The sequence below is a fragment of the Antarcticirhabdus aurantiaca genome (genome assembly GCF_009765365.1).
Classification (GTDB): Bacteria; Pseudomonadota; Alphaproteobacteria; order Rhizobiales; family Rhizobiaceae; genus Antarcticirhabdus; species Antarcticirhabdus aurantiaca.
The window spans coordinates 1-25326 of sequence record NZ_VTOM01000011.1; the positions used below are offsets into that span (position 1 = coordinate 1).

At 69.5% G+C, this 25326-nt stretch carries 19 protein-coding genes and 1 pseudogene; 18 read left to right on the forward strand and 2 right to left on the reverse strand.

Features of this window, described 5'->3' with window-relative positions; translation table 11 throughout:
• From FZN60_RS14145 to FZN60_RS14215, 16 genes and pseudogenes are all read left to right on the forward strand, one after another.
• Positions 1–146, forward strand: a 146-nt coding sequence (locus FZN60_RS14145; RefSeq protein ID WP_158870687.1) for an integrase core domain-containing protein, incomplete at its 5' end; no start/stop codon positions are given.
• 42 nt (positions 147–188) lie between these two features.
• Positions 189–371: pseudogene (locus FZN60_RS29155) on the forward strand (baseplate megatron protein TIM-barrel domain-containing protein); the annotation flags it as partial.
• Positions 372–434: 63 nt separating this feature from the next.
• Positions 435–2078 carry a phage tail protein gene (locus FZN60_RS14150; protein WP_369413044.1) on the forward strand — a complete coding sequence of 548 codons (1644 nt, stop codon included), beginning with the start codon at positions 435–437 and terminating at the stop codon, positions 2076–2078.
• 27 nt (positions 2079–2105) lie between these two features.
• A complete protein-coding gene (locus tag FZN60_RS14155; RefSeq protein WP_158874149.1) occupies positions 2106–2345 on the forward strand; it encodes a hypothetical protein in 240 nt (79 codons plus the stop codon).
• 64 nt (positions 2346–2409) lie between these two features.
• Positions 2410–2697, forward strand: a complete 288-nt coding sequence (locus FZN60_RS14160) for a hypothetical protein (RefSeq protein WP_158874150.1) — start codon at positions 2410–2412, stop codon at positions 2695–2697.
• A gap of 46 nt (positions 2698–2743) precedes the next feature.
• Positions 2744–3421, forward strand: coding sequence for a response regulator transcription factor (locus FZN60_RS14165; protein ID WP_158874151.1), 678 nt, complete (start codon positions 2744–2746; stop codon positions 3419–3421).
• Positions 3402–4787 (forward strand): sensor histidine kinase, encoded by a 1386-nt coding sequence (locus tag FZN60_RS14170; RefSeq protein ID WP_158874152.1) that lies wholly within the window; start codon positions 3402–3404, stop codon positions 4785–4787. Before FZN60_RS14165 ends, FZN60_RS14170 begins: the two co-directional genes overlap by 20 nt.
• A 92-nt stretch (positions 4788–4879) precedes the next feature.
• A complete protein-coding gene (locus FZN60_RS14175) occupies positions 4880–5293 on the forward strand; it encodes an RT0821/Lpp0805 family surface protein (protein WP_158874153.1) in 414 nt (137 codons plus the stop codon).
• Positions 5294–5483: 190 nt separating this feature from the next.
• Positions 5484–6638, forward strand: coding sequence for a c-type cytochrome biogenesis protein CcmI (gene ccmI, locus FZN60_RS14180; RefSeq protein WP_158874154.1), 1155 nt, complete (start codon positions 5484–5486; stop codon positions 6636–6638).
• Positions 6635–7141 carry a cytochrome c maturation protein CcmE gene (gene ccmE / locus FZN60_RS14185; protein ID WP_158874155.1) on the forward strand — a complete coding sequence of 169 codons (507 nt, stop codon included), beginning with the start codon at positions 6635–6637 and terminating at the stop codon, positions 7139–7141. Before ccmI ends, ccmE begins: the two co-directional genes overlap by 4 nt.
• Entirely contained in the window at positions 7138–9132 is a 1995-nt protein-coding gene (locus FZN60_RS14190; protein ID WP_158874156.1) for a heme lyase CcmF/NrfE family subunit, read from the forward strand. Before ccmE ends, FZN60_RS14190 begins: the two co-directional genes overlap by 4 nt.
• Entirely contained in the window at positions 9129–9632 is a 504-nt protein-coding gene (locus tag FZN60_RS14195) for a cytochrome c-type biogenesis protein (protein WP_158874157.1), read from the forward strand. Before FZN60_RS14190 ends, FZN60_RS14195 begins: the two co-directional genes overlap by 4 nt.
• Positions 9633–9754: 122 nt before the next feature.
• Complete coding sequence (locus tag FZN60_RS14200; RefSeq protein WP_158874158.1) at positions 9755–11290, forward strand: Do family serine endopeptidase; 1536 nt, start codon at positions 9755–9757, stop codon at positions 11288–11290.
• A 154-nt stretch (positions 11291–11444) separates the two neighbouring features.
• Positions 11445–12122 carry a response regulator transcription factor gene (locus FZN60_RS14205; protein ID WP_199266565.1) on the forward strand — a complete coding sequence of 226 codons (678 nt, stop codon included), beginning with the start codon at positions 11445–11447 and terminating at the stop codon, positions 12120–12122.
• Positions 12119–13573 carry a sensor histidine kinase gene (locus FZN60_RS14210; protein WP_158874160.1) on the forward strand — a complete coding sequence of 485 codons (1455 nt, stop codon included), beginning with the start codon at positions 12119–12121 and terminating at the stop codon, positions 13571–13573. The genes FZN60_RS14205 and FZN60_RS14210 overlap by 4 nt, the downstream gene beginning before the upstream one ends.
• Positions 13557–16493 (forward strand): bifunctional [glutamine synthetase] adenylyltransferase/[glutamine synthetase]-adenylyl-L-tyrosine phosphorylase, encoded by a 2937-nt coding sequence (locus FZN60_RS14215; protein ID WP_158874161.1) that lies wholly within the window; start codon positions 13557–13559, stop codon positions 16491–16493. Before FZN60_RS14210 ends, FZN60_RS14215 begins: the two co-directional genes overlap by 17 nt.
• Positions 16494–16500: 7 nt before the next feature.
• Here the strand turns inward: FZN60_RS14215 and FZN60_RS14220 are convergent, their stop codons facing one another.
• Positions 16501–18855 (reverse strand): PAS domain-containing sensor histidine kinase, encoded by a 2355-nt coding sequence (locus FZN60_RS14220; protein ID WP_246726806.1) that lies wholly within the window; start codon positions 18853–18855, stop codon positions 16501–16503.
• A gap of 280 nt (positions 18856–19135) precedes the next feature.
• Positions 19136–21787 carry an aminopeptidase N gene (gene pepN / locus FZN60_RS14225; RefSeq protein WP_158874163.1) on the reverse strand — a complete coding sequence of 884 codons (2652 nt, stop codon included), beginning with the start codon at positions 21785–21787 and terminating at the stop codon, positions 19136–19138.
• A 188-nt stretch (positions 21788–21975) separates the two neighbouring features.
• On the opposite strand from pepN, the gene FZN60_RS14230 reads away from it, so the two are divergent.
• Both FZN60_RS14230 and FZN60_RS14235 read left to right on the forward strand, forming a co-directional pair.
• Positions 21976–24279, forward strand: a complete 2304-nt coding sequence (locus FZN60_RS14230; RefSeq protein WP_158874164.1) for a xanthine dehydrogenase family protein molybdopterin-binding subunit — start codon at positions 21976–21978, stop codon at positions 24277–24279.
• A gap of 80 nt (positions 24280–24359) precedes the next feature.
• A complete protein-coding gene (locus tag FZN60_RS14235) occupies positions 24360–25325 on the forward strand; it encodes a DMT family transporter (RefSeq protein ID WP_158874165.1) in 966 nt (321 codons plus the stop codon).
• The last annotated feature ends 1 nt before the right edge of the window (position 25326 follow it).

Here is a 25326-nt window from a genome sequence, read left to right on the forward strand (position 1 = left end):
GGCGCCAGCACTACAACACCAAGCGTCCACACTCGAGCCTGGGCTACAAACCGCCGGCACCAGCCGTCGTGCCGTGGCCGGCTGCGCCACCCCAACCCGCTTCGCCGGCCACCTCAAACGTCGCCGACAAGCCAACCATGCATTAGATTTGAACCGGGCCACCTAACGGGGGCAGGCCAAAGTCGTCCGAGAGCCATGCGCCGCATTTCTCGAACGGCGGGCGCGACGAAGCGGCGCAACGGCGCTTCCTCGAAGCGCATCTCGATCACTGGACCTCCGGGCCGGCGGCGAACCCCGTCTCGGCGGTCTACGGCAAGCCGATGGTGGACCCGGAGGCGATCCACCTCTGGACCTGGGACGCGCGGCCCTTTCCTGCGTTTCCGGATCGCGAGGCGATCTGGAGCGACGGCGGCAACTGGCGGCTCGGGCACTGGCTGAGCGGTCGGCTCGGCACGGCTCCGGCGGCGGAAACGATCGCGGCGCTTCTCGCCGACCACGGTATCGACGATGCGGACGCGGCGCAGGTGGACGCGGCGCTCGGCGGATACGTCGCGGCCGGGTACGGGACGGCGCGGGGGGAGGTGGAGGAGCTTCTGCGTCTCGTCGGTGCGTCGGCGAGCCAGTCGGGCAGGAGGCTCGTGTTCCGCTCGCTCGCGTCGAGTAGCTTCGACATCGGGATCGGGGACCTCGCCGAGAAAGGCGAAGCGGCGCTGATCGCGCTGCGCCGCGCCGAGGCGGACGAGGCGCCGGACGAGGTGGTCGTCGGCTTCTCCGACCCGGCCCGATCCTATCAGCCGGGAGCGGTCAGCGCGGGCGGGATCGCCGGTGGTCTGCCGCGGAAGGCGGCGATCGAGCTGCCCGTGGTGCTGGCGGAGGAACAGGCGGCGGGATTCGCGCTGCGGCACTTGCGCGATGCCCTGGCGAGCCGGGACACGGTTCGCTTCGCCCTGGCGCCGACGATGCTGAGCGTCGAGCCCGGCGACCGGCTGGTGTTCCGCGACGAGGAAGGGCGCGGGCCGCCGGGACGCTGGCTCGTGACGCGGATCGAGGCGGGCGAAGTGCTGCGCGTCGAGGCCCGGCGGCTCGCCGAGCCCGGCTCCGGAGCGACGCGTCGGCAGGTCGGAAGCGCCGACCCGTCGCCTCCGCTCCTGCCGTCGCGAGCGGTGGTGAGCATACTCGACCTGCCGTTGGAGGGCGGTGGCCTGCGTGCGGCCGCTTTCGCCAAACCCTGGACGCCGCTGCTGCTCGTGCCTACGAGCGAGGGGCAAGCATCACAGCGCCTCGGGACGATCGGGGCGCCGGCGGTGATCGGGGTGCTGGCTACGGCGCTCGGACCGGGGCCGGAGGCGGTGATCGATCGCGGCTCGGTTCTCGACGTGCGGCTGCGGCGCGGCGGTCTCGAGAGCGTGTCGCGCGAGCGCTTCTTGGGCGGCGCCAACCTTTGCGCGGTCCTGGCGCGGAACGGCGCGTGGGAACTCCTGCAGTTCGAGACGGCGGACGAGGTCGAGCCGATGCGGTTCCGCGTCTCGGGCCTCGTTCGGGCCAAGGGCGGAACGGACGACGCGATGCGGGCCGGGGCGGCCGCCGGCGCCGCCTTCGTCGTTCTCGACGAGGCGGCGGAGGCGATGGCTGCGGGAGTGCCGCGCGGCGACGTGGCGATTCGCGCCGTGCCGGCCGGGCGACCCCTGGACGATCCGGCCGCGGTGACGGTGACGGCGCGACTTGACGACCGCGCCGGCCGCCCGCTCTCGCCCGTGCATCTGCGAGGACGCTTCGCGACTGATGGGACGCTCGCGCTGTCCTGGGTGCGGAGAGGACGACGCGACGCCGACGGTTGGGACGGGCTCGATGTGCCGCTCGGCGAAGAGGCGGAGCGCTACCGCGTGCGGGCCGAGGCGGAGGCGGGCGGCGAACTCGTCCTGGACGCCGAATCGCCGCGCCTCGACCTGACGGCATCCGCCCAGATGGCGGCTTTCGATTATCTGCCGGCGCGGCTCGCCGTGTCGGTCGCGCAGTACGGCCTCGCCTACGGGGCGGGATCCGAACGCCGGGAGATCTTCCACCGGCCGACAGCCTGACGCTTCCAACAAAGGAGGGAATCCGACATGATCGAGACCAAGAGCTGGTACCGCTCGACCACCATCTGGGGGGCGCTCGTCGCGCTGGCGATTTCGCTCGCGCAGATCGGCGGCATCGCCATCGATCCCCGAGCGGGCGCCGATCTTGCCGGCGCCGTCGGCGACCTCGCCGTCGCGGCCGGAGCGGTCGCGGCGATCGTCGGGCGGATCGTGGCGGACGCGCGCATCGGTTCGAGGGCGCCAAGCCCCCGGAACACAGGCGGCTGATGTTCATTCGGGGTTCAGCCGACCCGGGTTAGACAGGTCTCAACACTCGAACCGCAGGCCACCCATGAACCGCTTCCTCGCAGCAACGATCGTGATCGCCGCCGCAGCCTGGCCGGCCTTGGCGGCGGCGGAGGTCGGAACGACAGGAAGCGGTTTCGACGAGCCGATCCTTCTTGCCCAGCAGGCGGATTGCTCGGCGGCGGCGGCTCAGGCCGCGACGGAAACGGGCGGGCAGGTCCTGTCCGTGTCCAGCCGCGGCAGCGGGCCGGACGCGGAATGCGTGGTGACCGTGCTCGTTCCCGGGCAGGACGGCGATCGCCCGCGCAAGCAGACGATCACGGTGCGGCCTTAATCGGGCACGATGCCAGCGGCGACCTTTCGCGAGGACCGGAACCGGAATGCGCCTACTCATCGTCGAGGACGACCAATCTCTCAATCGCCAGCTCTTCGATGCGCTGACGGAGGCGGGCTATGTCGTCGACCGCGCCTATGACGGCGAGGAGGGGCACTTTCTCGGCGACACGGAGCCCTACGACGCCGTGATCCTCGACGTCGGCCTGCCCAACATGGACGGAATCAGCGTCCTGGAGCGCTGGCGGCGCGACGGGCGCAAGATGCCGGTGCTGATCCTCACCGCCCGCGACCGCTGGAGCGACAAGGTGCAGGGCATCGACGCGGGCGCCGACGATTACGTGACGAAGCCCTTTCACGTCGAGGAGGTGCTGGCGCGGGTGCGGGCGCTGATCCGGCGCGCGGCTGGCCATGCCTCGTCTGAGATCCATTGCGGGCCGCTGCGGCTCGACACGCGGGCATCGAAGGCGACGCTGAACGGGGCGCCGCTCAAGCTGACCTCGCATGAATACCGGCTCTTGTCGTACCTCATGCACCATCTCGGCCAGATCGTCTCGCGCACCGAGCTGATCGAGCATCTCTACGACCAGGACTTCGACCGCGATTCGAACACGATCGAGGTCTTCGTCGGCCGTCTTCGCAAGAAGATCGGGCTCGACGTGATCGAGACGGTGCGCGGCCTCGGCTACCGAATGCAGGCCGGGGATGAACCGGCTTCCCGCTGACTCCCTTGCCTTCCGCGTCATCGTTCTGTCGAGCCTCTGGGCCGTCGCGGCGCTGTTCGTGGTCGGCGGGCTCATTTCGACGCTCTACGGGCGGACGGCGACGAAGGGCTTCCAGGACCTCCTCGACGCGCAGCTCTTCAACCTGGTGGCGTCCGTGACCGCGGACGAGGACGGCTCGCTGAAGGGCTCGCCGAACCTCGGCGACCTGCGCTACTCCCGCCCGCAATCCGGCTGGTACTGGGAAGCGGTGCCGGCGAGCGACAACACCACGGGCCGCCTGCGCTCGATCTCGCTCGGCAACGGCGTCATCGAGCCGGCCTCGACCGCCGAGGTGCCCTTCAGCCTGCAATATCGGCGATCCTACGACGCGGAGGGGCTGAAGGGGGAGGAACTGCGGGTCGCCGAGACCGAGGTCGTGCTCGACTCGCAGAACCACACCGCGCGCTTCCGCGTGATGGGCAACGAGAGCGCCATCCAGGCCGACATCGACGCCTTCAACCGCCAGCTCGCCTTCTATCTCGGCCTCGTCGGGCTCGGCTCGGTGCTGATCAATGCGGGGGCCATCCTCGTCGGCCTTCGGCCGCTGCGGCGCGTGCGCCAGGCGCTCGGCGACGTGCGGGCGGGGCGCGCGCAGCGCCTGACCGGCCGGTTTCCGGCCGAGATCGAGCCATTGGCGCGTGAGGTCAACCTCCTCATCGATTCCAACCGCCGCATTGTGGAGCGCTCGCGCAAGGAGGTCGGCAACCTCGCCCACTCGTTGAAGACGCCGATCGCGGTGCTCATGAACGAGGCGACGACGATCGGCGGCGCAGAAGGGCGGCTCGTCGCCGACCAGAGCGAGCGCATGCGCATGCAGGTGCAGCATTATCTCGACCGGGCGCGGCTGGCGGCGCAGATCGAGACGTCCGTGTTCCGCACGCCGATGGAGCCGACCCTGGAGCGCGTCGCTCGGGTCATCGCCAAGCTCAACCCGCAGCTCGACGTTCGATTCCGGCGCGAGGCGAAGGACCCGACGGTCTTTCTCGGGGAAGCGCAGGATCTCGAGGAGGTCGTGGGCAACCTGATGGAGAACGCGGCGAAGTTCGCCCGCAAGGAGATCCGGCTGACGCTGGCTCCGGACGGCCCGGACCGGGTGATCGTGAGCGTCGAGGACGACGGGCCGGGGCTGACGGCCGAGGAGATGGTGCGCGCGGTGAAGCGCGGACAACGGCTCGACGAACGCGTTCCGGGCAGCGGCCTCGGCCTGTCGATCGTCGCCGACACGGTCGAGGAATATCGCGGCACGTTCGAACTGGCCCGGTCGGACCTCGGCGGGCTGAAGGCGGAGGTGCGGCTTCCGCGCGCCGGGCAGGGCGCGCTTTCCTGACGGCACGGGGATCCCTATAGACGAAAGGGTGCGGACCGCCCCGATTCGACACAGGTCGGAAGGCGCGCGGGTTCGCTGTCTGGATGGTCGCCATGGTTCGTGCCGCTTCGATGCTCGCCTGCCTTGTTCCGCTCCTTGCTCTGGGCGGGTGTCTCGGCTTGGGCGGCTCCCTCGGAACCGCATCGCCGTCGCTCGGGCCGAGCAACCCGGCCGTCAACGCTCTCGGCGACGGGCTCGTGGGCCGCATTCCGGGATTGAAGCTCAACGCTTCCGAGCGGGCGCGAGCGCTGGAGGCGGAGTTCCAGGCGCTGCAGTTCACGGCGGCGGGCCAGCCGGTGACCTGGACGGCGGACGGCGTCGAAGGCTCCGTAGTGCCGACGCAGCTCTACCGCGTCGGCTCGCAGGATTGCCGCGCCTTCTCGCATACGGTGAAGGCCAACGGCCGCGCCTCGGCCGGCCAGGGCACGGCCTGCCGCGGCGAAGGCGGCGTCTGGAAGGTCGTTTGACGCGGCACGCCGACCTGTCGGCGATTTGAATGGTCGCTGCTGCGGAAGTCTGCTAGCGCAGGCGCGTGAGAACGGTTCTAGACAGGGCATGGCATCCGTCGCGAGGTCGATCGCCGCGGGCGGCGCATGGTGAGCGGCGGCCGCTCGGCGCTGCGTCCGCGTTTGATGCCGGCCCATCCGACGAGTGACCATGAGTTTCTGGATTGCCGCCGCGGCCCTGACGATCGTCGCCACGCTCCTGGCGCTTCTGCCCATGCTGAAGACCGGGGCCGTCGTCGCGCCGGTCCGGGCCGAGCACGACGTCGAGGTCTACGGGGCGCAGCTGAAGGAGCTGTCCGCCGATCTCGATCGCGGCGTGATCAGCCCGACCGAGGCCGCCTCCGCGAAGGCCGAGATCGGCCGGCGTCTGCTTCACGCGGCCAGCGAGGCGAGAAGGGGCATCGCGGCGCCGCGCAGCGCCTGGACGCGTTGGGGCGCGATCGCCGTTGTCGTCGTCGTTCCGGCAGTGGCCCTCGGCACCTATTCGCAGCTCGGCCATCCCGGCTCGGCCGACCGGCCGCTCGCGGCGCGCCAGAACGAGGCCGCCCCGGGACAGGACATCGCCGCACTCGTCGCGGCGGCCGAAGAGCGGCTCAGGCAAAATCCGGAGGACGGGCGTGGATGGGAGCTTCTCGCTCCGATCTACGCGCGCATGGGCGAGACGGCGAAGGCCGAGACCGCCTTTCGCAACGCGATCCGCATCCTCGGCGACACGCCGCAGCGGCAGGTCGGGCTCGGCGAGGTTCTGGCGCAAGGGGCGGGCGGCGAGGTGACGGACGAAGCGCTCGCCGCCTTCCGGCGCGCGCTCGACCTCGATCCCGCCTTCCTGCCGGCGAAGTTCTTCGTGGCCCTCGACCTGTCGCAGGAAGGGCGCAATGCCGAGGCGCTCGCGGCTTGGCAGGGTTTCATCGCAGAGAGCCCGCCGGACGCGCCGTGGCTGCAGCTCGCGCGCAGCGCCGTCGCGGACGCGGAAGCCAAGCTCGGCGGCGGCGCACCGGTGACGGCGCCCGGCCCGACGGGCGAGCAGGTCGCCGCGGCGGCGGAGATGGGCGAGGGTGATCGGCGCGCGATGATCGAGGGGATGGTGACGCAGCTTGCCGCTCGTCTCCAAACCGCGCCGAACGACATCGAAGGCTGGAAGCGGCTGATGCGATCCTACGCCGTGCTCGGCGACGTGGCGAAGGCGCGCGAAGCCTATGCTGCCGCGTCCGGGAGCTTTCCGGAGGGGTCGGCGGAGCGGCGGGAGATCGCGAGCTTCTGGCAGGGGCTCGCGATCGGCGAGGACGGGGGGACCGCGGTTCAATGACGCGCAAGCAGAAGCGGCTGGCGGGGATCGGGGGCATGGTCGGCGTCGTCGCGCTGGCGGTCGGCCTCGTGCTCCAGAGCCTGTCGACCAGCATCGCCTTCTTCAACTCGCCGACCGACATCGTGTCCAACGCGCCGGTACCGACCCAGCGCATCCGTCTCGGCGGCCTCGTCGAGCAGGGCTCGGTGGAGCGCGGCGCCGATTCCAAGGTGCGCTTCCGCGTGACGGACTCGGTGGAAACGGTGCCGGTGGTCTATGCCGGGCTGCTGCCCGATCTGTTCCGCGAGGGCCAGGGGATCATCGCCGAGGGCACGCTGGGGCCCGATCGCGTCTTTCTCGCCGACACGGTGCTCGCCAAGCACGACGAGACCTACATGCCGAAGGAAGTGGTCGACGACCTGAAGAAGCGCGGCCTCTGGGAGGACGGCAATGGCATGGTGGCGCCCAAGGGCGGCGACGCCCCGGCCGGGGAGCCGGTCGCGATGACGGGGGCGGGCTCGTGATCGTCGAACTCGGCCATTTCGCGCTGGTGCTGGCGCTGGCGCTTGCCCTCGTCCAGTCCGTATTGCCGCTCATCGGCGCCCGCGTGGGCGACGCTCGGCTGATGGAAACGGGCTCCACGACGGCGCTCGGCGGCTTCGTGATGCTCGCGCTCGCCTTTGCGGCTCTGACCCACGCCTATGTCGTGTCCGATTTCTCGGTCCTGAACGTCGCCGAGAATTCGCATTCGGCCAAGCCGCTGCTCTACAAGATCACCGGCGTCTGGGGGAACCACGAGGGCTCGATGCTCCTCTGGGTGCTGATCCTGTCCTTCTTCGGGGCGCTCGTCGCGCTGTTCGGGCGCGACCTGCCGGCGAGCCTCAAGGCCAACGTCCTGTCGGTCCAGGCCTGGATCACCGTCGCCTTCCTCCTCTTCATCCTCCTGACCTCCAACCCCTTCGCGCGGCTCGACCCGCCGCCCTTCGAGGGCAACGACCTCAATCCCATCCTCCAGGATATCGGCCTCGCGATCCATCCGCCGATGCTCTATCTCGGCTATGTCGGCTTCTCGATCGCCTTTTCCTTCGCGGTGGCGGCGCTGATCGACGGGCGCATCGACGCGGCCTGGGCGCGCTGGGTCCGGCCCTGGACGCTGGTGGCCTGGGTGTTCCTGACGGCGGGCATCGCGATGGGCTCCTACTGGGCCTATTACGAGCTCGGCTGGGGCGGCTGGTGGTTCTGGGACCCGGTCGAGAACGCCTCCTTCATGCCCTGGCTGTCGGGCACCGCGCTGCTGCACTCCGCGCTCGTCATGGAGAAGCGGTCGGCGCTGAAGATCTGGACCGTGCTTCTCGCGATCCTGACCTTCTCGCTCTCGCTGCTGGGCACCTTTCTCGTGCGCTCGGGCGTTCTCACCTCCGTCCACGCCTTCGCGACCGACCCGACGCGCGGCGTCTTCATTCTCGGCATCCTCTGCGTCTTCGTCGGCGGCTCGCTGGCGCTGTTCGCGCTGCGCGCGTCGAGCCTCGAAGGCGGCGGCCTCTTCGCGCCGATCAGCCGAGAGGGCGCGCTCGTCTTCAACAACCTGTTCCTGACCACGGCCTGCGCGACCGTTCTCATCGGCACGCTTTATCCGCTGGTGCTGGAGGTGACGACAGGCGCCAAGATCTCGGTCGGTCCGCCCTTCTTCAACCTGACCTTCGGCCCGTTGATGCTGCCGCTGCTCTTCGCGGTGCCCTTCGGGCCGCTCCTTGCCTGGAAGCGCGGCGACCTCCTCGGCGCGGCTCAGCGCCTCTACTTCGCGGCCGGCGCGGCCTTTGTCGCGGTGCTGTTCGTCATGGCGATCACGCAAGGCGCCGCGATCCTGTCGGCGCTCGGCGTCGGGCTCGCGGTCTGGCTAATGATCGGCAGCTTCGTCGATCTCTGGGGGCGGGCGAGCTTCGCCAAGGCGGGGTTCTCCAACGCCCTTCGGCGACTTGCCGGCCTGCCGCGTTCGGTCTTCGGAACGGCGATCGCGCATTTCGGGCTCGGAGCGACGCTTCTCGGCATCGTCGCGGTCGGCGCCTTCGGCACCGAGACTGTGACGACGATGGCCCCTGGCCAGACCGTTCATGCCGGCGGCTGGGGCGTGCGCTTCGAGGGGCTCGCGCCCCGGGACGGGCCGAACTTCACCGAGGAGGTGGGCCGCTTCACGATCCTGGACGGAACGAGCGAAGCCGGGCGGATCGAGAGCGCGCGTCGCCTCTACACCGCGAGGCAGCAGCCGACCACGGAGGCGGGCATCAGCACGCACCTCTTCAGCCAGGTCTACGTCGCGCTCGGCGACGCGGTAGCGAACGGCGGACAAACGGTGGTGCGCATCTGGACGAAGCCGTTGGTTACGCTGATCTGGCTCGGCTGCGTCGCCATGGCGATCGGCGGGCTCGTTTCGCTGTCCGACCGGCGCCTGAGGATCGGAGCGCCGGCGCGGGCGAAGCGCCGCGGCGGGCGGCCGATCGCGGAGCCGGCGGAATGAGCCGGCGCCTGCGCAGCGTAGCGCTCGGTGCAGCTCTAGTGCTCGCGCCGGTGACACCGGCCTGGCTCGTGCTGGCGGCGACGCCCGCCATCGCCGTCGAGCCCGGCGAGGAACTCGCCGATCCGGCTCTGGAAGCGCGCGCGCGCGCTCTTTCGGCAGGGCTGCGCTGTCTCGTCTGCCAGAACCAGTCGATCGACGACTCGGATGCGGCGCTCGCGAAGGATCTGCGGCTTCTCGTCCGCGAGCGGCTGGCGGCGGGCGACAGCGATCGCGAGGTGATCGACTATCTCGTGTCGCGCTACGGCGAGTTCGTGCTCCTGAACCCGCGCCTTCACTGGACGACACTCGCGCTCTGGGGCGCCCCCGTCGTTCTTCTTCTGGCGGGCGGCCTCTTCGCCGTTGCGACGGTCCGACGCCGGGCGGCCGAAGCGCGCAATCCTGCCCTGACGGCCGAGGAAGAAAAGGCGGTGGACGCGGTCCTGAAAGAGCGCGGGCTCTGACCTTACCGATGTTTCATGGAACCGAAGGGGTCTCGTAATCCACGGACACCTATCTCTTGCTCAACGATCCCCGCCGCCTCCCCGCGGGATCGAACCATCTCCCCAGAGGAAGAGAGATCGCGATGACTGCTGCAACTCCCAAGTCCCCCAAGCGCACGAAGCTTCTCGCCAGCCTGCTCGCGGCCGGTGTCGCCGGCGCGGCCGTGACGGGCGCCGTCGTCGGTAACACCGGACCGGTCTTCGCCGACCCGGTGAGGGTCGAAAGCCCGATGCAGAACTTCGGCTTCGCCGACGTGGTCGAGAAGGTCTCGCCCGCCGTCGTTTCCGTCCGCGTGAAGTCGTCGGTCGCGCCCGCCCAGTTCGACGGCGGCGATGGCCAGGCGACGCCCTTCGACAACCTGCCGCCCGACCATCCGCTGCGCCGTTTCTTCGACTTCGGCCAGCCCGGCCAGGCCAACCCCTTCGGCGCGCCCGACCGCGGCCAGAATCAGCGCCCGCGCCAGATGATGGGCCAGGGGTCCGGCTTCTTCATCTCCGATGACGGCTACCTCGTCACCAACAACCACGTCGTTCAGGACGGCTCCGAGTTCACCGTCGTGATGGACGACGGCACGGAGTACGACGCCAAGCTGATCGGCACCGATGCGCGCACCGACCTCGCGGTCCTGAAGGTCGACGCTGAGAATCACAAGTTCACCTATGTCGAGCTCGGCGACGACTCGCAGGTTCGCGTCGGCGAATGGGTGGTCGCGGTCGGCAATCCGTTCGGCCTCGGCGGCTCGGTGACGGCCGGCATCGTTTCAGCCCGCGGCCGCGACATCGGCGCCGGTCCCTATGACGACTTCCTGCAGATCGACGCGGCGGTGAACCGCGGCAATTCGGGCGGTCCGGACTTCAACCTCCAGGGCCAGGTGATCGGCATCAACACCGCCATCTTCTCGCCCTCGGGCGGCAATGTCGGCATCGCCTTCGCCATCCCCGCTTCGACCGCCAAGACCGTGGTCGATCAGCTGATCAAGGACGGCACGGTCCAGCGCGGCTGGCTCGGCGTTCAGATCGGCGAGGTCAACAAGGACATCGCCGAGGCCGTCGGACTGCCGGCTGCCGGCGGTGCGATCGTGACGCTGCCGGACAACGAGACCCCGGCGACCCGCGCCGGCATTCAGACCGGCGACGTGATCACCAAGGTCAACGGTCAGGAAGTGAAGGGCCCGCGCGAGCTCGCTCGCACCATCGGCAACTATCAGCCGGACGAGACGGTCAACGTGACGGTCTGGCGCGACGGAGCCGAGCGGAACGTCGACGTCAAGCTCGGCAACCTTGCCAGCCTCGACGAGGCGGCGTCGGCCAATGGTCAGCCTTCGCGCCGCGTGCCGGCCGATCCTTCGACGCTCTCGGGCTACGGCTTCTCGGTGACGCCGTCCGAAGACGGCAATGGTGTCGCCGTCGGCGAGGTGAAGGAGGACTCGGAAGCGGCCGACCGCGGTATCCAGACCGGCGACGTGATCGTTTCCGTGAACGGTACGGCGGTCAATTCGAAGGCCGATATCGAGCGCGCCCTGAAGGCCGCGAGCGACGCCGGTCGCAACGCCGCGCTGCTCCAGCTGAAGTCGTCGGAGGGAAATCGCTTCGTCGCCCTTCCGATTGAGCGCGGCTGATCTGGTCTTTCGTTAAGATCGCGTTCACCATGATGGCGGCGGGCCGGTTCAACCCGGCCCGCCGCCATCTTTTCTCCAAGCCTCGCGATAAGAGAAGGTGGGAGCCATGGCCTATCCAGCCATTCAGGCCGTTTCATCCTCCGAGTTGCCGAGCATGCGCATCCTTATCATCGAAGACGACCGGGAAGCCGCGAACTACCTCGTGAAGGCGCTGAGGGAGGCGGGCCACGTCTGCGACCTCGCGACCGACGGCGAGGAGGGCTTCCATCTCGCCGACACGCGCGACTACGACGTGATGGTGGTGGACCGCATGCTGCCGCAGAAGGACGGGCTGTCGGTCATTTCGCAGCTGCGCGAAAAAGGGGTCGGGACGCCCGCCCTCATCCTGTCGGCGCTCGGTCAGGTCGACGACCGCGTCACGGGCCTTCGCGCCGGCGGGGACGACTACCTGGCGAAGCCCTATGCCATTTCCGAGCTTCTCGCCCGCATCGAGGTCCTCGGTCGCCGTCGCGGCGGCAAGGACATCGAGACGGTCTATCGCGTCGGCGACCTCGAGCTCGACCGGCTGAGCCACGAGGTCAAGCGCGGCGGCAAGACCATCGTGCTGCAGCCGCGCGAATTCCGGCTGCTCGAATACATGATGAAGCATGCCGGTCAGGTGGTGACGCGCACCATGCTTCTCGAAAACGTCTGGGACTACCACTTCGACCCCCAGACCAACGTCATCGACGTCCACATCTCGCGCCTGCGCTCCAAGATCGAGCGCGACTTCGGGCCGCCGTTGCTCCACACCGTGCGCGGCGCCGGCTACATCATGCGCGCCGGCGAGTGAGAGTTCGGGGCGGCCGGTTTGCGGAGCGGCTGCGCGCGCTCTGGCGCGTCACCGCCGTCCGCCTGTCGGCTATCTATCTCCTGCTCTTCGCTGTTTTCGCCGTGGTGCTCGTCTTCTACGTCACCGCCACGGCCTCCGGCGTCCTGGAAAGCCAGAGCCGCGAGACGATCACGCAGGAGATCACGGAGCTCGGCCGGGTTTATGGTCAGACCGGCATCTACGGCCTCGTGCGCTCGATCGACCTGCGCTCGCGTCAGCCCGGCGCTTCGCTCTACCTTGTCACAGACGCGACGGGCCGCATCGTGGCCGGCAACGTCGTCAGCCTCGACGCGGGCGTCCTGGACACCATCGGCTTCACCCCGCGCACCTTCAACTACGAGCGCTACGCCGACAGCGGGGTCGATCCGTCGAAGGACCGGTTTCACCTCGCGCTCGCCCAGGTCGAGGCGCTGCCCAACGGCATGCGCGTTCTTGTCGGACGCGACCAGACCGATCAGGTGCGCTTCCGCGGCATCGTGCGCAACGCGCTGATCCTGGCGCTGGCCTTGATGGGGGTGGGCGCTCTCTTCGCGTGGTTTCTGGTCGGCCGGCAGGCCCTGCGGCGACTGGACGCCATGTCGGCTTCGAGCAACCGGATTCTCGCCGGCGACCTCAGCGAGCGGTTGCCCGTTACGGGAGCGGGCGACGAGTTCGACCGCTTGTCGGAAAACCTCAACCGCCTGATCGGCCGCGTCGCGCTTCTTCAGGAGGGACTGCGGCAGGTGTCCGACAACATCGCCCACGACCTCAAGACCCCGCTGACGCGGCTGCGCAACCGCGCGGAAGCGGCGCTCGCCGGAGACGGCGTCGACCCGCGCTCGGCCCTGGAGGGGATGATCGCCGAAGCCGACGGTATGATCCGCACCTTCGACGCGCTCCTGATGATCGCCCGCGTCGAGGCGGGCTCGCACCCCGTGATGATGATGCGCGCGAACCTTTCGCAGCTCGCCGCCGACATTGCCGAACTTTACGAGCCGCTGGCCGAGGAGGTGGGGGCGCAGCTCGTCCTCGAAGCGCCCGCGCCGGTCATGGCGACCGTCAGCCGCGAGCTGATCTCGCAGGCCATCTCCAACCTCGTCGACAATGCCCTGAAGTATGCCGAGATGCCGGATGGTCGGACCACCCGCATCGTCATCCGTGTCCTCCAGCCTGAACCCGGACGCTGCGTGATCGAAGTCGCCGACAACGGTCCGGGCATCCCGGCCGACAAGCGCGGGCGCGTTCTGGAGCGCTTCTTCCGCCTCGACGCGAGCCGCACCAAGCCCGGCTCCGGCCTCGGTCTCTCGCTCGTTCAGGCCATTGCCCGCATTCATGGCGGCACCATCGCCCTTGGCGATGCCGAGCCGGGCCTTACAGTGAGGCTCGAACTGCCGACGGACGGGAGACCGGGCGAGGATGGTGACGACGGCTGAGAGCGGCCTCAAGATCGGTGGAGCGCAGCAGCTCTGCCCGCTGGACGAGGCGCGGGCGGCGGGGTGGCTGGCCGACCTTGCCCGAGCGGCGACGGATGGGGAGGCGCCGAGACTGGCGCAATTGGCCGGCGCGGCGGCGTCGTCCGACGCTCGCCGGCTCGCTGCCGTCATGGACCTTTCGCCGTATCTCGGCGGCATCATGCTTCGACGACCCGATTGGCTGGAGCCGCTTTTCGACGTGGACGGGCGGAGCAGGATTGCCGAGATCATCGCCGAGCTGAACGCCGCGCCGTCACCCGACGAGGCGGAGAAGGCGCTGATGCGGCGCCTGCGCGAGGCCAAGCTCGAAGCCTCGCTTCTTCTCGCGCTGCGCGACCTCTTCGGCGCCGCCGATCCGGACGAGACCGTGCGCGGCCTGTCCGACCTTGCCGACGCCGCGATCGGCGCTGCTCTGCGCTTCGCGCTGGCGGAAGCGGAACGTTCGGGCCGGCTCGCGCTATCCGACCCCGCGCAGCCGGAGGCGGGAAGCGGGCTCTTCGTTCTCGGCATGGGCAAGCTCGGCGCGCACGAGCTGAACTATTCCTCGGATATCGACCTCATCCTGTTCTTCGACCCCGAGGCCGGCGCCTGTCGCGATCCGGCCGAAGGCGTCGAGACCTTCTCGCGCGTCGCCAAGAAGCTCGTGAAGCTCCTGTCGGAGCGGACCGCCGACGGATACGTCTTCCGAACCGACCTGCGCCTGCGGCCGGACCCCGGCGCCATGCCCGTGGCGATGCCCGTGGACGCCGCGCTCACCTACTACGAGGGCCATGGGCGCAACTGGGAGCGCGCCGCCATGATCAAGGCGCGCGTCGTGGCCGGCGATCGGCCGGTGGGAGAGGCTTTCCTCGCCGAGCTCTCGCCCTTCGTCTGGCGGCGCTACCTCGACTTCGCGGCCATCGTCGACATCCAGGCCATGAAGAACCGCATCGATCGCCACCGCGGCTTCGACGGCGTCGCGGCCTATGGGCAGAACGTCAAGCTGGGGCCCGGCGGTATCCGCGAGGTCGAGTTCTTCGCCCAGATCCAGCAGCTCATCGCCGGTGGCCGCGAGCCGCGCCTGCGGGCTCGCCGAACGGTCGACGCGCTCGCGGCGCTGGCGCGCGCCGGCTGGATCGAGGAGGGCGCGCGTGCCGAGCTGACGGAAGCCTACTGGTTCCTGCGCCGCGTCGAGCACGCCGTGCAGATGGTCGCGGACGAGCAGACGCACGACCTTCCCGAGGCGCCCGCCGAGATGCGCCGGATCGCGCGCCTTTTGGGCTTCGAGGGCGAAACCTCCTTCGTCGAGGCGCTGCTCGAACGGATGCGCATGGTCGAGGCCCGCTTTTCCGGCCTCTTCGCGGAGGACGAGGCGGCGGAGAGCGGCGATGCCGTGCTGGCGCGTCTTCTCGACGGCGGCGAGACCGAGGATGGCCAGGCGGCCCTGCGCGACCTCGGCTACAAGCGCGTCGAGGACGTGGCCCGCATCGTTGCGGGTTGGGGACTGGGCCGCCACCGCGCGACGCGCTCGGCCGCCGCGCGCGAGCATCTCGCCGGCCTCCTGCCGAGCTTGCTACCGGCCTTCGCCAAGGCGCGAGACCCGGACGCCGCGATCGCGGCGTTCGACGGCTTCGTCGCGGGGCTGCCGTCCGGGCTGCAGTTCTTCTCGCTCCTCGCGTCCAATCCACGCCTTCTCGACCTGCTCGCCCGGATCATCACCGCAGCGCCGCTCCTTGCCGATACGATCGCGCGGCGGCCGCACGTCTTCGATGCGCTGATCGACCCCGCCTTCTTCGACGAGATGCCGGACCGCGCGCTGATGGAAGCGCGGCTCAAAGCCTTCCTGGCCGATGCCGGCGACTACGAGGAGGTGCTCGCGCGCCTGCGCTCCTTCGCCTCCGAGCAGCGCTTTCTCGTCGGAGCGCGGCTGCTGGTCGGGGCCCTGCCGGGCGAGGAGGCGGGACGCGCCTTCTCGCTTCTCGCCGACGTCGTGATCGACGCGGCTCTCGGAGCTGTCGTTCAGGCCTTCGAAGCCGCGCACGGCCGCGTGCCGGGCGGGCGGGTCGCCCTTCTCGGGATGGGACGGCTCGGCAGCCGCGAGCTGACGGCGGGCTCCGACGTCGATCTCATGCTCATCTACGATCACGACCGGGAGGCCGAGGAGTCGGACGGCGGGCGGGCGCTGCCCGTCTCGACCTACTACGCCCGCCTGACGCAGCGCCTCATCGCCGCGCTGTCGGCGCCGATGCGCGACGGCATCCTCTACGAGGTCGATTTTCGCCTGCGCCCCTCCGGCAACAAGGGTCCGCTCGCCACCCACATCGACGCCTTCCGAAAGTACCAGGCGGAGGAAGCCTGGACGTGGGAGCGGATGGCCCTGACGCGGTCGCGTCCGCTCGCGGGCGATGCGGGGCTCGTGGACGAACTCGTCGCCGCGGTGCGCGCGGCGATCGAGGCGCATCGGGACGATGCCGCGACGGACGGCGACGTGTCCGCCATGCGCCACCGCATCGAGCGCGAGAAGAAGCCGCGCGGCCCCCTCGATCTGAAGCTCCGGCCGGGCGGGCTGATCGACCTCGAATTCATCGCGCAGTGGGCGATCCTGACGGGGCGCGTCGGGCTCGATCGCATCGGCGTGCCGACGAGCGAGGTCCTGGGCGCCTTCGAGGCCGCGAGTGGCGAGGCCGGGCTGGCGCAGGCGATGCGCCTCTACACTCGCCTCGTTCAGCTTGTCCGGCTCGGCCCGGCCGGCGCGGCGGATTTTCCGGACCTTTCGCCGAGCCTTGCCGAACAGGCGATGGCCTGCCTCGACGCCGAGACGATCGAGGCAGCGACCGCCAGGCTCGACGCGGTCTCCGCCGCCGTTCGGGATCGCTTCGACGCGCTGCTGCCGGCTCCCTGAGTCGCCGTCAGGCGGCGAGGGCGCAGGCGGCGTTCTGGGCGGAGCGGGCGGGCGAGAGGCTGCGCGCCTCGGCTTCGCGAGTGGCCGGCGAGGACGCGGGCTCCACCGGCAGCGAGAAGGCGACCACCGTTCCGCGACCCACCTTCGACATGATGCGCATGCGCCCGCCATGCAGTTCCACGAGCGAGCGGGCGATCGCGAGGCCAAGACCCGTGCCCTTGTTGGTGCGGGTCAGCTCGTTCTCGACCTGCTCGAAGGGGCGGCCGAGGTTCTTCAGCGCCTCGGCGGGGATGCCGATGCCGTCGTCGCCGACGGTGACGATGGCGCGCGAGCCGGCGCGATGGGCGCGCAGGCGTACGCGGCCCTCGTCGCTCGCGAACTTCACCGCATTGGCGAGGATGTTGAGGAGCACCTGCTTGGTCGCGCGGCGGTCGCCGACGATATCGAGCACGTCCGGCGTTTCCACGGAGAGCTCGACGCCGCGCTGCTCGGCCGCGACGGCGACGATGCGCCCGCTCTCCGACAGGAGCTCGCAAAGATCCACGGGCTCGGGCGAGACGGCGCGGCGGCCGGCCTCGATCTTGGCCATGTCGAGGATGTCGTCGATGAGCCGCAGGAGGTAGTGGCCGCTCTTGTGGATGTCGGCGGCGTATTCCGTGTACTTGGCGTTGCCGATCGGGCCGAAGGAGCCGTCGCGCATGATCTCGGAGAAGCCGATGATCGCGTTGAGCGGGGTGCGCAGCTCGTGGCTCATATTGGCGAGGAAGGTGGTCTTGGCCCGCGAGGCAGTCTCGGCCTTGTCCTTCTCGGCGGCGAAGCGGAGGTTCAGCTCGGAAAGCTGACGGGCTTTCGCGATGGCGTCGCGCCGCGCCGAGGTCAGATCCTCGATGGTGGCGATCAGCCGGCGCTCGGAATCGGCCGAGCGCGCCTGATGGACCTTCAGCTGCGTGACGTCGGTGCCGATCGAGACATAGCCGCAATCGTCCGTGCGCCGCTCGGAGAACAGGAACCAGCGCCCGTCCGCCAGCATCGTCTCGCGGGCGCTCTCGCCTTCCACGAAGACGGTGGAGGTGATCGGGCGGTCCTGGATCGGCTTGCGGGCGCGGGCGCGGATCATCTCGTGCGGCGTACCGGGAACGACGTCGCCTTCCGAGAGGCCGAAGACCTGCTGGTACTTGCTGTTGCACAGCACCAGCCGGCCCTCGGCGTCCCAAAGCACGAAGGTCTCCGAGATGCTCTCGACGGCGTTCTTGAGCCGGTTGTTGGCGACTTCCGTGCGGCGGGCGAGCACCTGCTGCTCCGACACGTCGACGGCGACGCCGATCAGGTGGATGTCGTCGCCGGGGTTGGTCACGAGCTCGGCCTTGGCGCGCAGCCAGACGTAGTCGCCGTCGGCCCGCCGCATGCGGAAGCAGTGGTCCAGCTGCTTCAGCCGGCCGGTGGCGGCGATGCGCGCCACCTTGAAGAGGTCGCCGTCCTCGGGGTGCAGCATCGGGGCGATGTCGCCGAAGGACAGGACCCCGTCGCGCGGGCGCATGCCGAGCATCTCGTACATGGAGCGCGACCAGTAGACCCGACCGCTCGCGAGGTCCCAGTCCCAAAGGCCGCAATGGCCGCGCGACAGGGCCGTGTCGACGCGCTGGTGGGCGCGCAGGTACAGCGCGTCGGCGTCCCGGGCCCGGGTCGACTGGCGGAAATAGGCGAGAAGCAGGACGAGCATGATGCCGCTCGTCAGCGTGAACATCGTGACGTTCAACGAAACCTGTCCGCGCCACGCGGCGAAGAGGTCGCTCTCGCGCTGTACGAGCATCACCGTGCCGCGCCCATCGCCGAGGATCGCGCTCGCGACCATCGCCGGCTCCTGCTCGAAGTCGGTGCGCTGCACGCCGGCGCGCTCACCGAAGAGAAGCAGGGGCTGGGCATCGAGGAGGAGGTCGCCGACGTTGCGGCCGATCAGGGCGTCCTGGCCCGGAAGGGTGCCGATCACGACGCCGGACGGAGTGGTGATGAAGGCGATCCGCCCCTCGCCGAAAAAGGAGGCGGGAACGGCGCTGGTCAGCAAGCCGACGAGATCGGCGGTGCCCGCCGTCTCCACGTCAGCGGCCTCGGCCTCGGCGCGCAGGAGGCTGGCCGTGATGCCGAGATCCGCCACGGCATCGAATTCGATCGCCTCGCGCTCCATCATCAGCGCGAACATGCGGGAAAAGGCGAGGATGCCGAGAAACAGGAGGATCAGGATCGGAATGGCCCGGCGCAGGGCGCCCTCTGCCATCAGAAGCTGCTCGTACGGGGGTTTCGCGATGAAGCGGGCGTGGCCGAAGATGCGCGCCTGGTTGCAGACGAAGCCGGAAAATCGGGACAAGACTAGTCCTGCCGGCACGCGTGTTGCGTCCGAATCCATGCTGCACCCCTCGTTCGCGCATGCCTGATCCGGTTCGCCGCAGAGCCGAATCACGGTCAATCAACCAGAGGCGAATCACCTTGTCCAGGACTTGACGGACGCACTTTTCCTCAATTTTTCCTTAAAAGGTGATGGGTCGCAGGCGTAATTTGATCAGGCAAACTACTTAATCCGAGTTGCTTCTTGACAGTCGGAAGTTGCTGGCGCGCCGAACTAATCTGCGATCCGTTCTCGTCTTGTTTCAGCGCAGGGTGCGCTCGACGATGTCGGACAGATCGGTGGACAAACCGGGCCGTCCGGCGAGCCAAGTCAGGGCTTCGCGGGCTTTTTCGCGACGGCGCGGCTCCAATGTCTTCCACGACCGGAAGGTGGTGGCGATGCGGGCCGAGACCTGAGGGTTCAGGCGGTCGAGATCCAGCAGAACCTCCGCGACGAGCCTCTGCCCCGCGCCGTCGGCCCGGTTGAAGGCGAGCGGATTGGCGCTGGCGAAGCTGCCGAACAGCGAGCGGGCGCGGTTGGGATTGGCGAGGTTGAAGCGCGGGTGCCGGGCAAGCCCGGCGACGCGCTCGACCGTGCCTTCGTCGGGCACGCCCGCTTGAAGCGCGAACCACTTGTCGAGGACGAGGTCGTCGTCCTCGAAGCGGCGGAAGAAGGCGTCGAGCGCCGCCCCGGCCTCGGCCGAGCCGGCGAACTGGTTGACGAGGATCGACAGGCCCGCCAGCCGGTCCGTCATGTTGTCGGCGTCTCGGAAGCGCCTCTCGGCGGCAGTGAGGTCGCCCGTCGCGGCGGTGAGGAGGTCGAGCGCCGTGTTGGCGAGCGCGCGGCGTCCGGCGCTGTCGGCGTCGGGCGAGAAGGCGCCGCTCGGCCGGCCGGCCTCCGACAGCTTGGCGAAGAGCTCCGCGCCGTCCGCGCCGATCCGCCGCCGGGTGCTCTCGCGCGCGGCGTGGACGGCGGCCGGATCGACGTCGCTGCCGACCATGCGGCCGATCTCGGATTCGGACGGCAACTGCAGGATCTGCGCTCGGAAGGCCGGCTCCAGCGTCTCGTCTCCGACGGAGGCGAGGATCGCCTCGACAAGCTTCGGGTCGAAGGTGACATCGGTTCCTCGGCGCGCCGCGGCCACGCCGGCCGTCAGCGCCCGGCCGACGAGGTCGGTGAGGACGCGCCAGCGGTTGAAGAGGTTCGGGTCCAGCCGCGACAGGGCGAGCGCGTCGTCTTCCGACTGGCGCATCTCCAGCGTCACGGGCGCCGAGAAGTCGCGCAGGATCGAGACCGCCGGCCGTGCGCCGAGCCCTTCGAAAACGACGCTCTCGCGCGCCTTGCGCAGGTGGATGACGTCGCCCCGGACCTCGGCGCCCGAGACGGCTGCCGGCTCCATGTCGGCGCCGTTGGGACCGACGAGGCCGAAGCGTACCGGAATGTGGAAGGGCTCGGTTCCCGTGTCCGCCGCGCCCGGCTGCAGGCTTTGGACCAGGCTCAGCGTCAGCCGGCCCGCGCCCTCGTCGAAACGCTCCTCGACGGCCAGCGTCGGCGTTCCTGCCTGATTGTACCAGAGCGAGAACTGCTGGAGGTCCTCGCCCGTCGCGTCCTCGAACGAGCGCACGAAGTCCTCGATCGTCGCGGCCTCGCCGTCATGCCGCTCGAAGTAGAGGTCCATGCCCTTCTTGAAGCCGTCGGCCCCGAGGATGGTGTGGATCATCCGGCAGAGCTCGGCGCCCTTGTTGTAGACGGTCGCCGTATAGAAGTTGTTGATTTCCTTGTATTCCCGCGGCCGGACGGGATGCTGGAGCGGTCCCTGGTCCTCGGGGAACTGATGGGCCTTGAGGCCGCGGACCGAGCCGATGCGCTCGACGGTGGCGGAACGCTCGTCCGCCGTGAAGCGCTGGTCGCGATAGACCGTCAGGCCTTCCTTGAGGCACAGCTGGAACCAGTCGCGGCAGGTGATGCGGTTGCCGGTCCAGTTGTGGAAGTACTCGTGCGCGATCACCGTCTCGACGCCCGCATAATCCGTGTCGGTCGCGGTGTCGGAGTCGAGCAGGACGTATTTGTGGTTGAAGACGTTGAGGCCCTTGTTCTCCATGGCCCCCATGTTGAAGTCGGAGATCGCGACGACGTTGAAGACGTCAAGGTCGTATTCGCGGCCGAAGCGCTCCTCGTCCCAGCGCATCGAGCGCTTGATCGCGTCCATCGCGTAGGCCGCGCGGCTCGCGAGGCCTTTCTCCGTGTAGATCGCGAGGTCCACGGGCCGGCCGCTCGCGGTCGTGAAGCTGTCGGTCAGGACGTCGAGATCGCCCGCGACGAGCGCGAAGAGGTAGGAGGGCTTGGGATGCGGGTCGTGCCAGAGCGCGTAGTGCCGCCCGCCGTCGAGCGGGCCGCCCTCCACGGGATTGCCGTTCGACAGGAGCACGGGCGCCGCCGCCCGGTCCGCTTCGACACGCACCGTATAGGGCGCGAGGACGTCCGGCCGGTCGAGGAAATAGGTGATGCGGCGAAAGCCCTCGGCCTCGCACTGTGTGCACCAGACCCCGCGCGAGCGGTAGAGACCCATGAGCTTGGTATTGGTTTCCGGCACGATGCGCGTGCCGATGCTCAGGGTGAAGGCTCCGCTCGCCGGCAGGCCCTCGACGCGCAGGCTCGACGGGTCGGCCTCGTAATAGGAGCGCGAAAGCGTTTCGCCGTCGAGCGCGAGGCTCGTCAGCTCCAGCTCGTCGCCGTCGAGAAGCAGGGGCGCGTCCGCCGGAACGCCGTTGCGGCGCGACAAGGACAGGGTCGTCTCGATCTCCGCCCGTCCCTCGAACAGCTCGACGGTCATCTCGACGCCATGCACCACGAAGTCGGTCGGCCGGTAGTCTTCGAGGCGGACGGTCTCGCCGCGCGGCGCTGGGCTGGACATGGTCGCTCCCTTCAGCTCGTGTTCTTCGTCACTAGAAGAGGAGGGCGGCTTTGCCAACGCCGGTGCTTGGCGCCGCCGAAGCGCTTCGGGCTCGACGCGACGGCGGAAGGGTCATAAGTGATTCTGCGCAACGACTCCCGCACGCCCTGCGCGCCGCCCGTCGAGCCGCACCAGCCGAGGTTCTCGCGATGACCATCCACACACCGAAGTTCGGGCTCGGCGCGTCGGTGCTGCGGTTGGAGGACGACCGCTTCGTGCGCGGGGCCGGCAGCTTCACCGACGACGAGGCGCGACCGGGTCTGCTTCACGCCTGGGTGCTGCGCTCGCCGCACGCCCACGCGCGCTTCACCATCGGCGATCTCGAGGCCGCGCGCGGCGCGCCTGGCGTTCGGCTGGTGATGACCCACGCGGACGTGTCGGATTACGGCGCGGTCGCCTGCGAGACCCTGATCGAGCAGAAGGACGGGAGCCGCGTCGAGGCGCACGACATCCCGCTCCTGTGCGACGGCGTGGTGCGCCACGTCGGCGACGCCGTCGCCTTCGTGGTCGCGGAGACCGCGAGCCAGGCCATCGACGCGGCGGAGCTGATCGCTGTGGACTACGATCCGCTGCCCGCCGTCGCGGACATCGCCGCGGCGAGCGCCGCCGACGCCGCGCTGGTCTGGGACGGGGCGCCGGGCAACCTCGCCGGCCATCTGCACCTCGGCGACGAGGCGAAGACGGAAGACGCCTTCGGCAGGGCGGCCCGCACCGCCTCGATCGAGGTCGTCCAGAACCGCCTCGTGTCCAACTATCTCGAGCCGCGCTCGGCGATCGGTGAATGGTCGCAGGCCGAGGACCGCTTCGTCCTGACCACGGCCTCGCAAGGGGTCCACGGCATCCGCAAGGCCCTCGCCGAGCCGGTGCTGAAGATCGAGCCCGCGAAGCTCCGGGTCGTCACGCCCGACGTCGGCGGCGGCTTCGGCACCAAGGCCTGCGCTTATCGCGAGCAGGCGCTCGTCCTGATCGCGGCGAAGGTGCTCGGCGCCCCGGTGAAGTGGACCGCCGACCGCGGCGACCATTTCGTGTCCGACGCGCAGGGGCGCGACAACCTCGCCAAGGCGACGATGGCCATGGACGAGGACGGGCGCTTCCTCGCCCTTCGCATCGCGATCGACGCCAACATGGGCGCCTATCTCAGCCAGGGCGGGCCGATCGTGCCCTGGCTCGGCATGACCATGGCGCCGGGCCTCTACGACATCGAAGCGATCAGCGTCGATTGCCGCCTCGTCTTCACCAACACCGTGCCCGTCGACGCTTATCGCGGCGCTGGCCGGCCGGAGGCGGCTTACCTCATCGAGCGCCTCGTCGACGCCTGCGCGCTGGAGATGGGCATCTCGCCCGTCGAGATCCGCCGGCGCAACTTCATCCCGGTCGACAAGCTGCCCTACAAGACCGCCGCCGGCCGCCTCTACGACACGGGCGAATGGAACGGCCACCTGACGGAAGCGCTGCGCCGCGCCGACTGGGACGGCTTCGCGGCGCGGCGCGAGGCGGCCCGCGCGGACGGAAGGCTGCGCGGCATCGGCCTCTCGACCTATGTCGAGGCCTGCGCCTTTCCGGGCTCCGAACCCGCCCATGTCCGGCTGACGGAGACCGGCCGCGTCGAGGTGCGGATCGGCACGCAGTCGAACGGCCAGGGTCATAAGACGGCCTATGCGCAGTTCGTCGCCGAGGCGCTGAAGCTCGACTATGCCAGCATCGACGTGCGCCAGGGCGACACGGACGAGCTCGACGACGGCGGGGGCACCGGCGGCTCGCGCTCGATCCCGCTCGGCGCCGTGTCGGTCCGCCGCGGGGCGCAGGCGCTCGCCGAGAAGCTGAAGCGCCTCGCCGCCGACGAGCTGGAAGCCTCGCCCGCCGACATCGAGATCGCGGACGGCGAGGCGCGCGTCGTCGGCACGGACCGGGCGCTGGGCTTCGCGGAGCTTGCCGCCCGCGCCAAGGATCCGGAGGACATCCGCGCCGTCGGCGAATTCCGCCAGGACGAGTGCACCTATCCGAATGGGACCCATGTCTGCGAAGTCGAGATCGAGGAGGACACGGGCGTCGTCTCGATCGTCCGCTACACGATCGTCGACGATTTCGGCGTGACGGTGAACCCCGTGCTGCTGGCCGGTCAGATCCACGGCGGCGTCGCGCAGGGCATCGGTCAGGCGCTCTGCGAGGAGGCGGTCTATTCGCCGGACGGGCAGCTGGTGACGGCGAGCTTCATGGACTACGCCATGCCGCGCGCCTCGGAATTTCCGTTCTTCGACTTCAAGACGCGCAACGTGCCCTCGACCACCAACGCCCTCGGGATCAAGGGTGCCGGCGAGGCGGGGACGATCGGGGCCGCGCCCGCCGTGATGAACGCCGTCGCCGACGCGTTGCGACAGGTCGGCGTTTCGCGCGTCGACATGCCGGCGAGCCCGCAGCGGATCTGGAACCTGATCCAGGCGGCGCGGGCTTGAAGGGGGCGCCGCCGAGCGGCGAAACGAGGATCTAAGGGGGCCGGAGCGGCGTCGCCGACGCCGGGCCGGAGCATCGCATCATGGACAGTTCGCCAGCCGCGATCAGCGCGGCGCCCAACCCGACGCTTGGCATCGGCCTGAAATGCCTGTCCGTGCTGGTTTTCGTCGCGATGCAGACCTCGATCAAGATCGGCGGACAGGGCATCCCGGCGGGCGAGATCGTCTTCTTCCGATCCTTCTTCGCCCTGCTGCCGGTCTTCATCTATCTCGCTTGGCTCGGCCAAGTTCGCACGGCGCTCCGAACGGATGACCTCGGCGGACACTTCATCCGCGGCGCGGTCGGCGTGTCGTCCATGGGGCTCGGCTTCTTCGCGCTGACGCGGCTGCCCTATCCCGAATGGATCTCGATCTCCTACGCGACGCCGCTTCTCACCGTCGTCTTCGCGGCTCTGTTTCTCGGCGAGGTCGTGCGCGCCTATCGCTGGACGGCGGTCGTGGTGGGCCTTGTCGGCGTCCTCGTGGTTCTGGCGCCCAACCTCTCGCTGCTCAGCGCCGAGGACGCTCTCGCGCCGGCGGGCGACGAGCAGGCGGTCGGCGCGCTCGCCTCGATGGCATCGGCCGTCTTCGCCGCCTTCGCCATGATCCAGGTGCGACGGCTTGTGAGAAAGGAGAACACGGCGACGATCGTCGTGTTCTTCTCGCTGACCTGCTCGGCCATCGCGCTCCTGACGGTCTGGAACTGGGTCCTGCCGACGCCCTGGCAGGCCTTCTGGCTGGTCATGGCGGGGCTGTTCGGCGGCGTCGGCCAGCTTCTGCTCACCGCCTGCTACCGCTACGCCGACACCTCCACCATCGCGCCGTTCGAATACACCTCGCTGCTTCTGGCCATCGCCATCGGCGCAATCCTGTTCAACGAGGCGATCTACGTGACGACGCTGATCGGCGGCGCGATCGTGGTGGGAGCGGGGATCTTCATCATCTGGCGCGAGCGCCGGCTTGGCATCGAGCGCGCCAAGGCAAGGCGCGTCTCGACGCCGAACGGCTGAG

Excerpts from the sequence above, each read along its gene's own strand:
- FZN60_RS14175 (WP_158874153.1), top strand. The coding sequence starts at position 4,880 with ATGGTTCGTGCCGCTTCGATGCTCGCCTGCCTTGTTCCGCTCCTTGCT.
- FZN60_RS14200 (WP_158874158.1), top strand. The coding sequence starts at position 9,755 with ATGACTGCTGCAACTCCCAAGTCCCCCAAGCGCACGAAGCTTCTCGCC.
- FZN60_RS14160 (WP_158874150.1), top strand. The coding sequence starts at position 2,410 with ATGAACCGCTTCCTCGCAGCAACGATCGTGATCGCCGCCGCAGCCTGG.
- FZN60_RS14235 (WP_158874165.1), top strand. The coding sequence starts at position 24,360 with ATGGACAGTTCGCCAGCCGCGATCAGCGCGGCGCCCAACCCGACGCTT.
- FZN60_RS14165 (WP_158874151.1), top strand. The coding sequence starts at position 2,744 with ATGCGCCTACTCATCGTCGAGGACGACCAATCTCTCAATCGCCAGCTC.
- FZN60_RS14215 (WP_158874161.1), top strand. The coding sequence starts at position 13,557 with ATGGTGACGACGGCTGAGAGCGGCCTCAAGATCGGTGGAGCGCAGCAG.
- FZN60_RS14155 (WP_158874149.1), top strand. The coding sequence starts at position 2,106 with ATGATCGAGACCAAGAGCTGGTACCGCTCGACCACCATCTGGGGGGCG.
- FZN60_RS14170 (WP_158874152.1), top strand. The coding sequence starts at position 3,402 with ATGAACCGGCTTCCCGCTGACTCCCTTGCCTTCCGCGTCATCGTTCTG.
- FZN60_RS14195 (WP_158874157.1), top strand. The coding sequence starts at position 9,129 with ATGAGCCGGCGCCTGCGCAGCGTAGCGCTCGGTGCAGCTCTAGTGCTC.
- FZN60_RS14205 (WP_199266565.1), top strand. The coding sequence starts at position 11,445 with ATGCGCATCCTTATCATCGAAGACGACCGGGAAGCCGCGAACTACCTC.
- ccmE (WP_158874155.1), top strand. The coding sequence starts at position 6,635 with ATGACGCGCAAGCAGAAGCGGCTGGCGGGGATCGGGGGCATGGTCGGC.
- ccmI (WP_158874154.1), top strand. The coding sequence starts at position 5,484 with ATGAGTTTCTGGATTGCCGCCGCGGCCCTGACGATCGTCGCCACGCTC.
- FZN60_RS14230 (WP_158874164.1), top strand. The coding sequence starts at position 21,976 with ATGACCATCCACACACCGAAGTTCGGGCTCGGCGCGTCGGTGCTGCGG.
- pepN (WP_158874163.1), bottom strand. The coding sequence starts at position 21,787 with ATGTCCAGCCCAGCGCCGCGCGGCGAGACCGTCCGCCTCGAAGACTAC.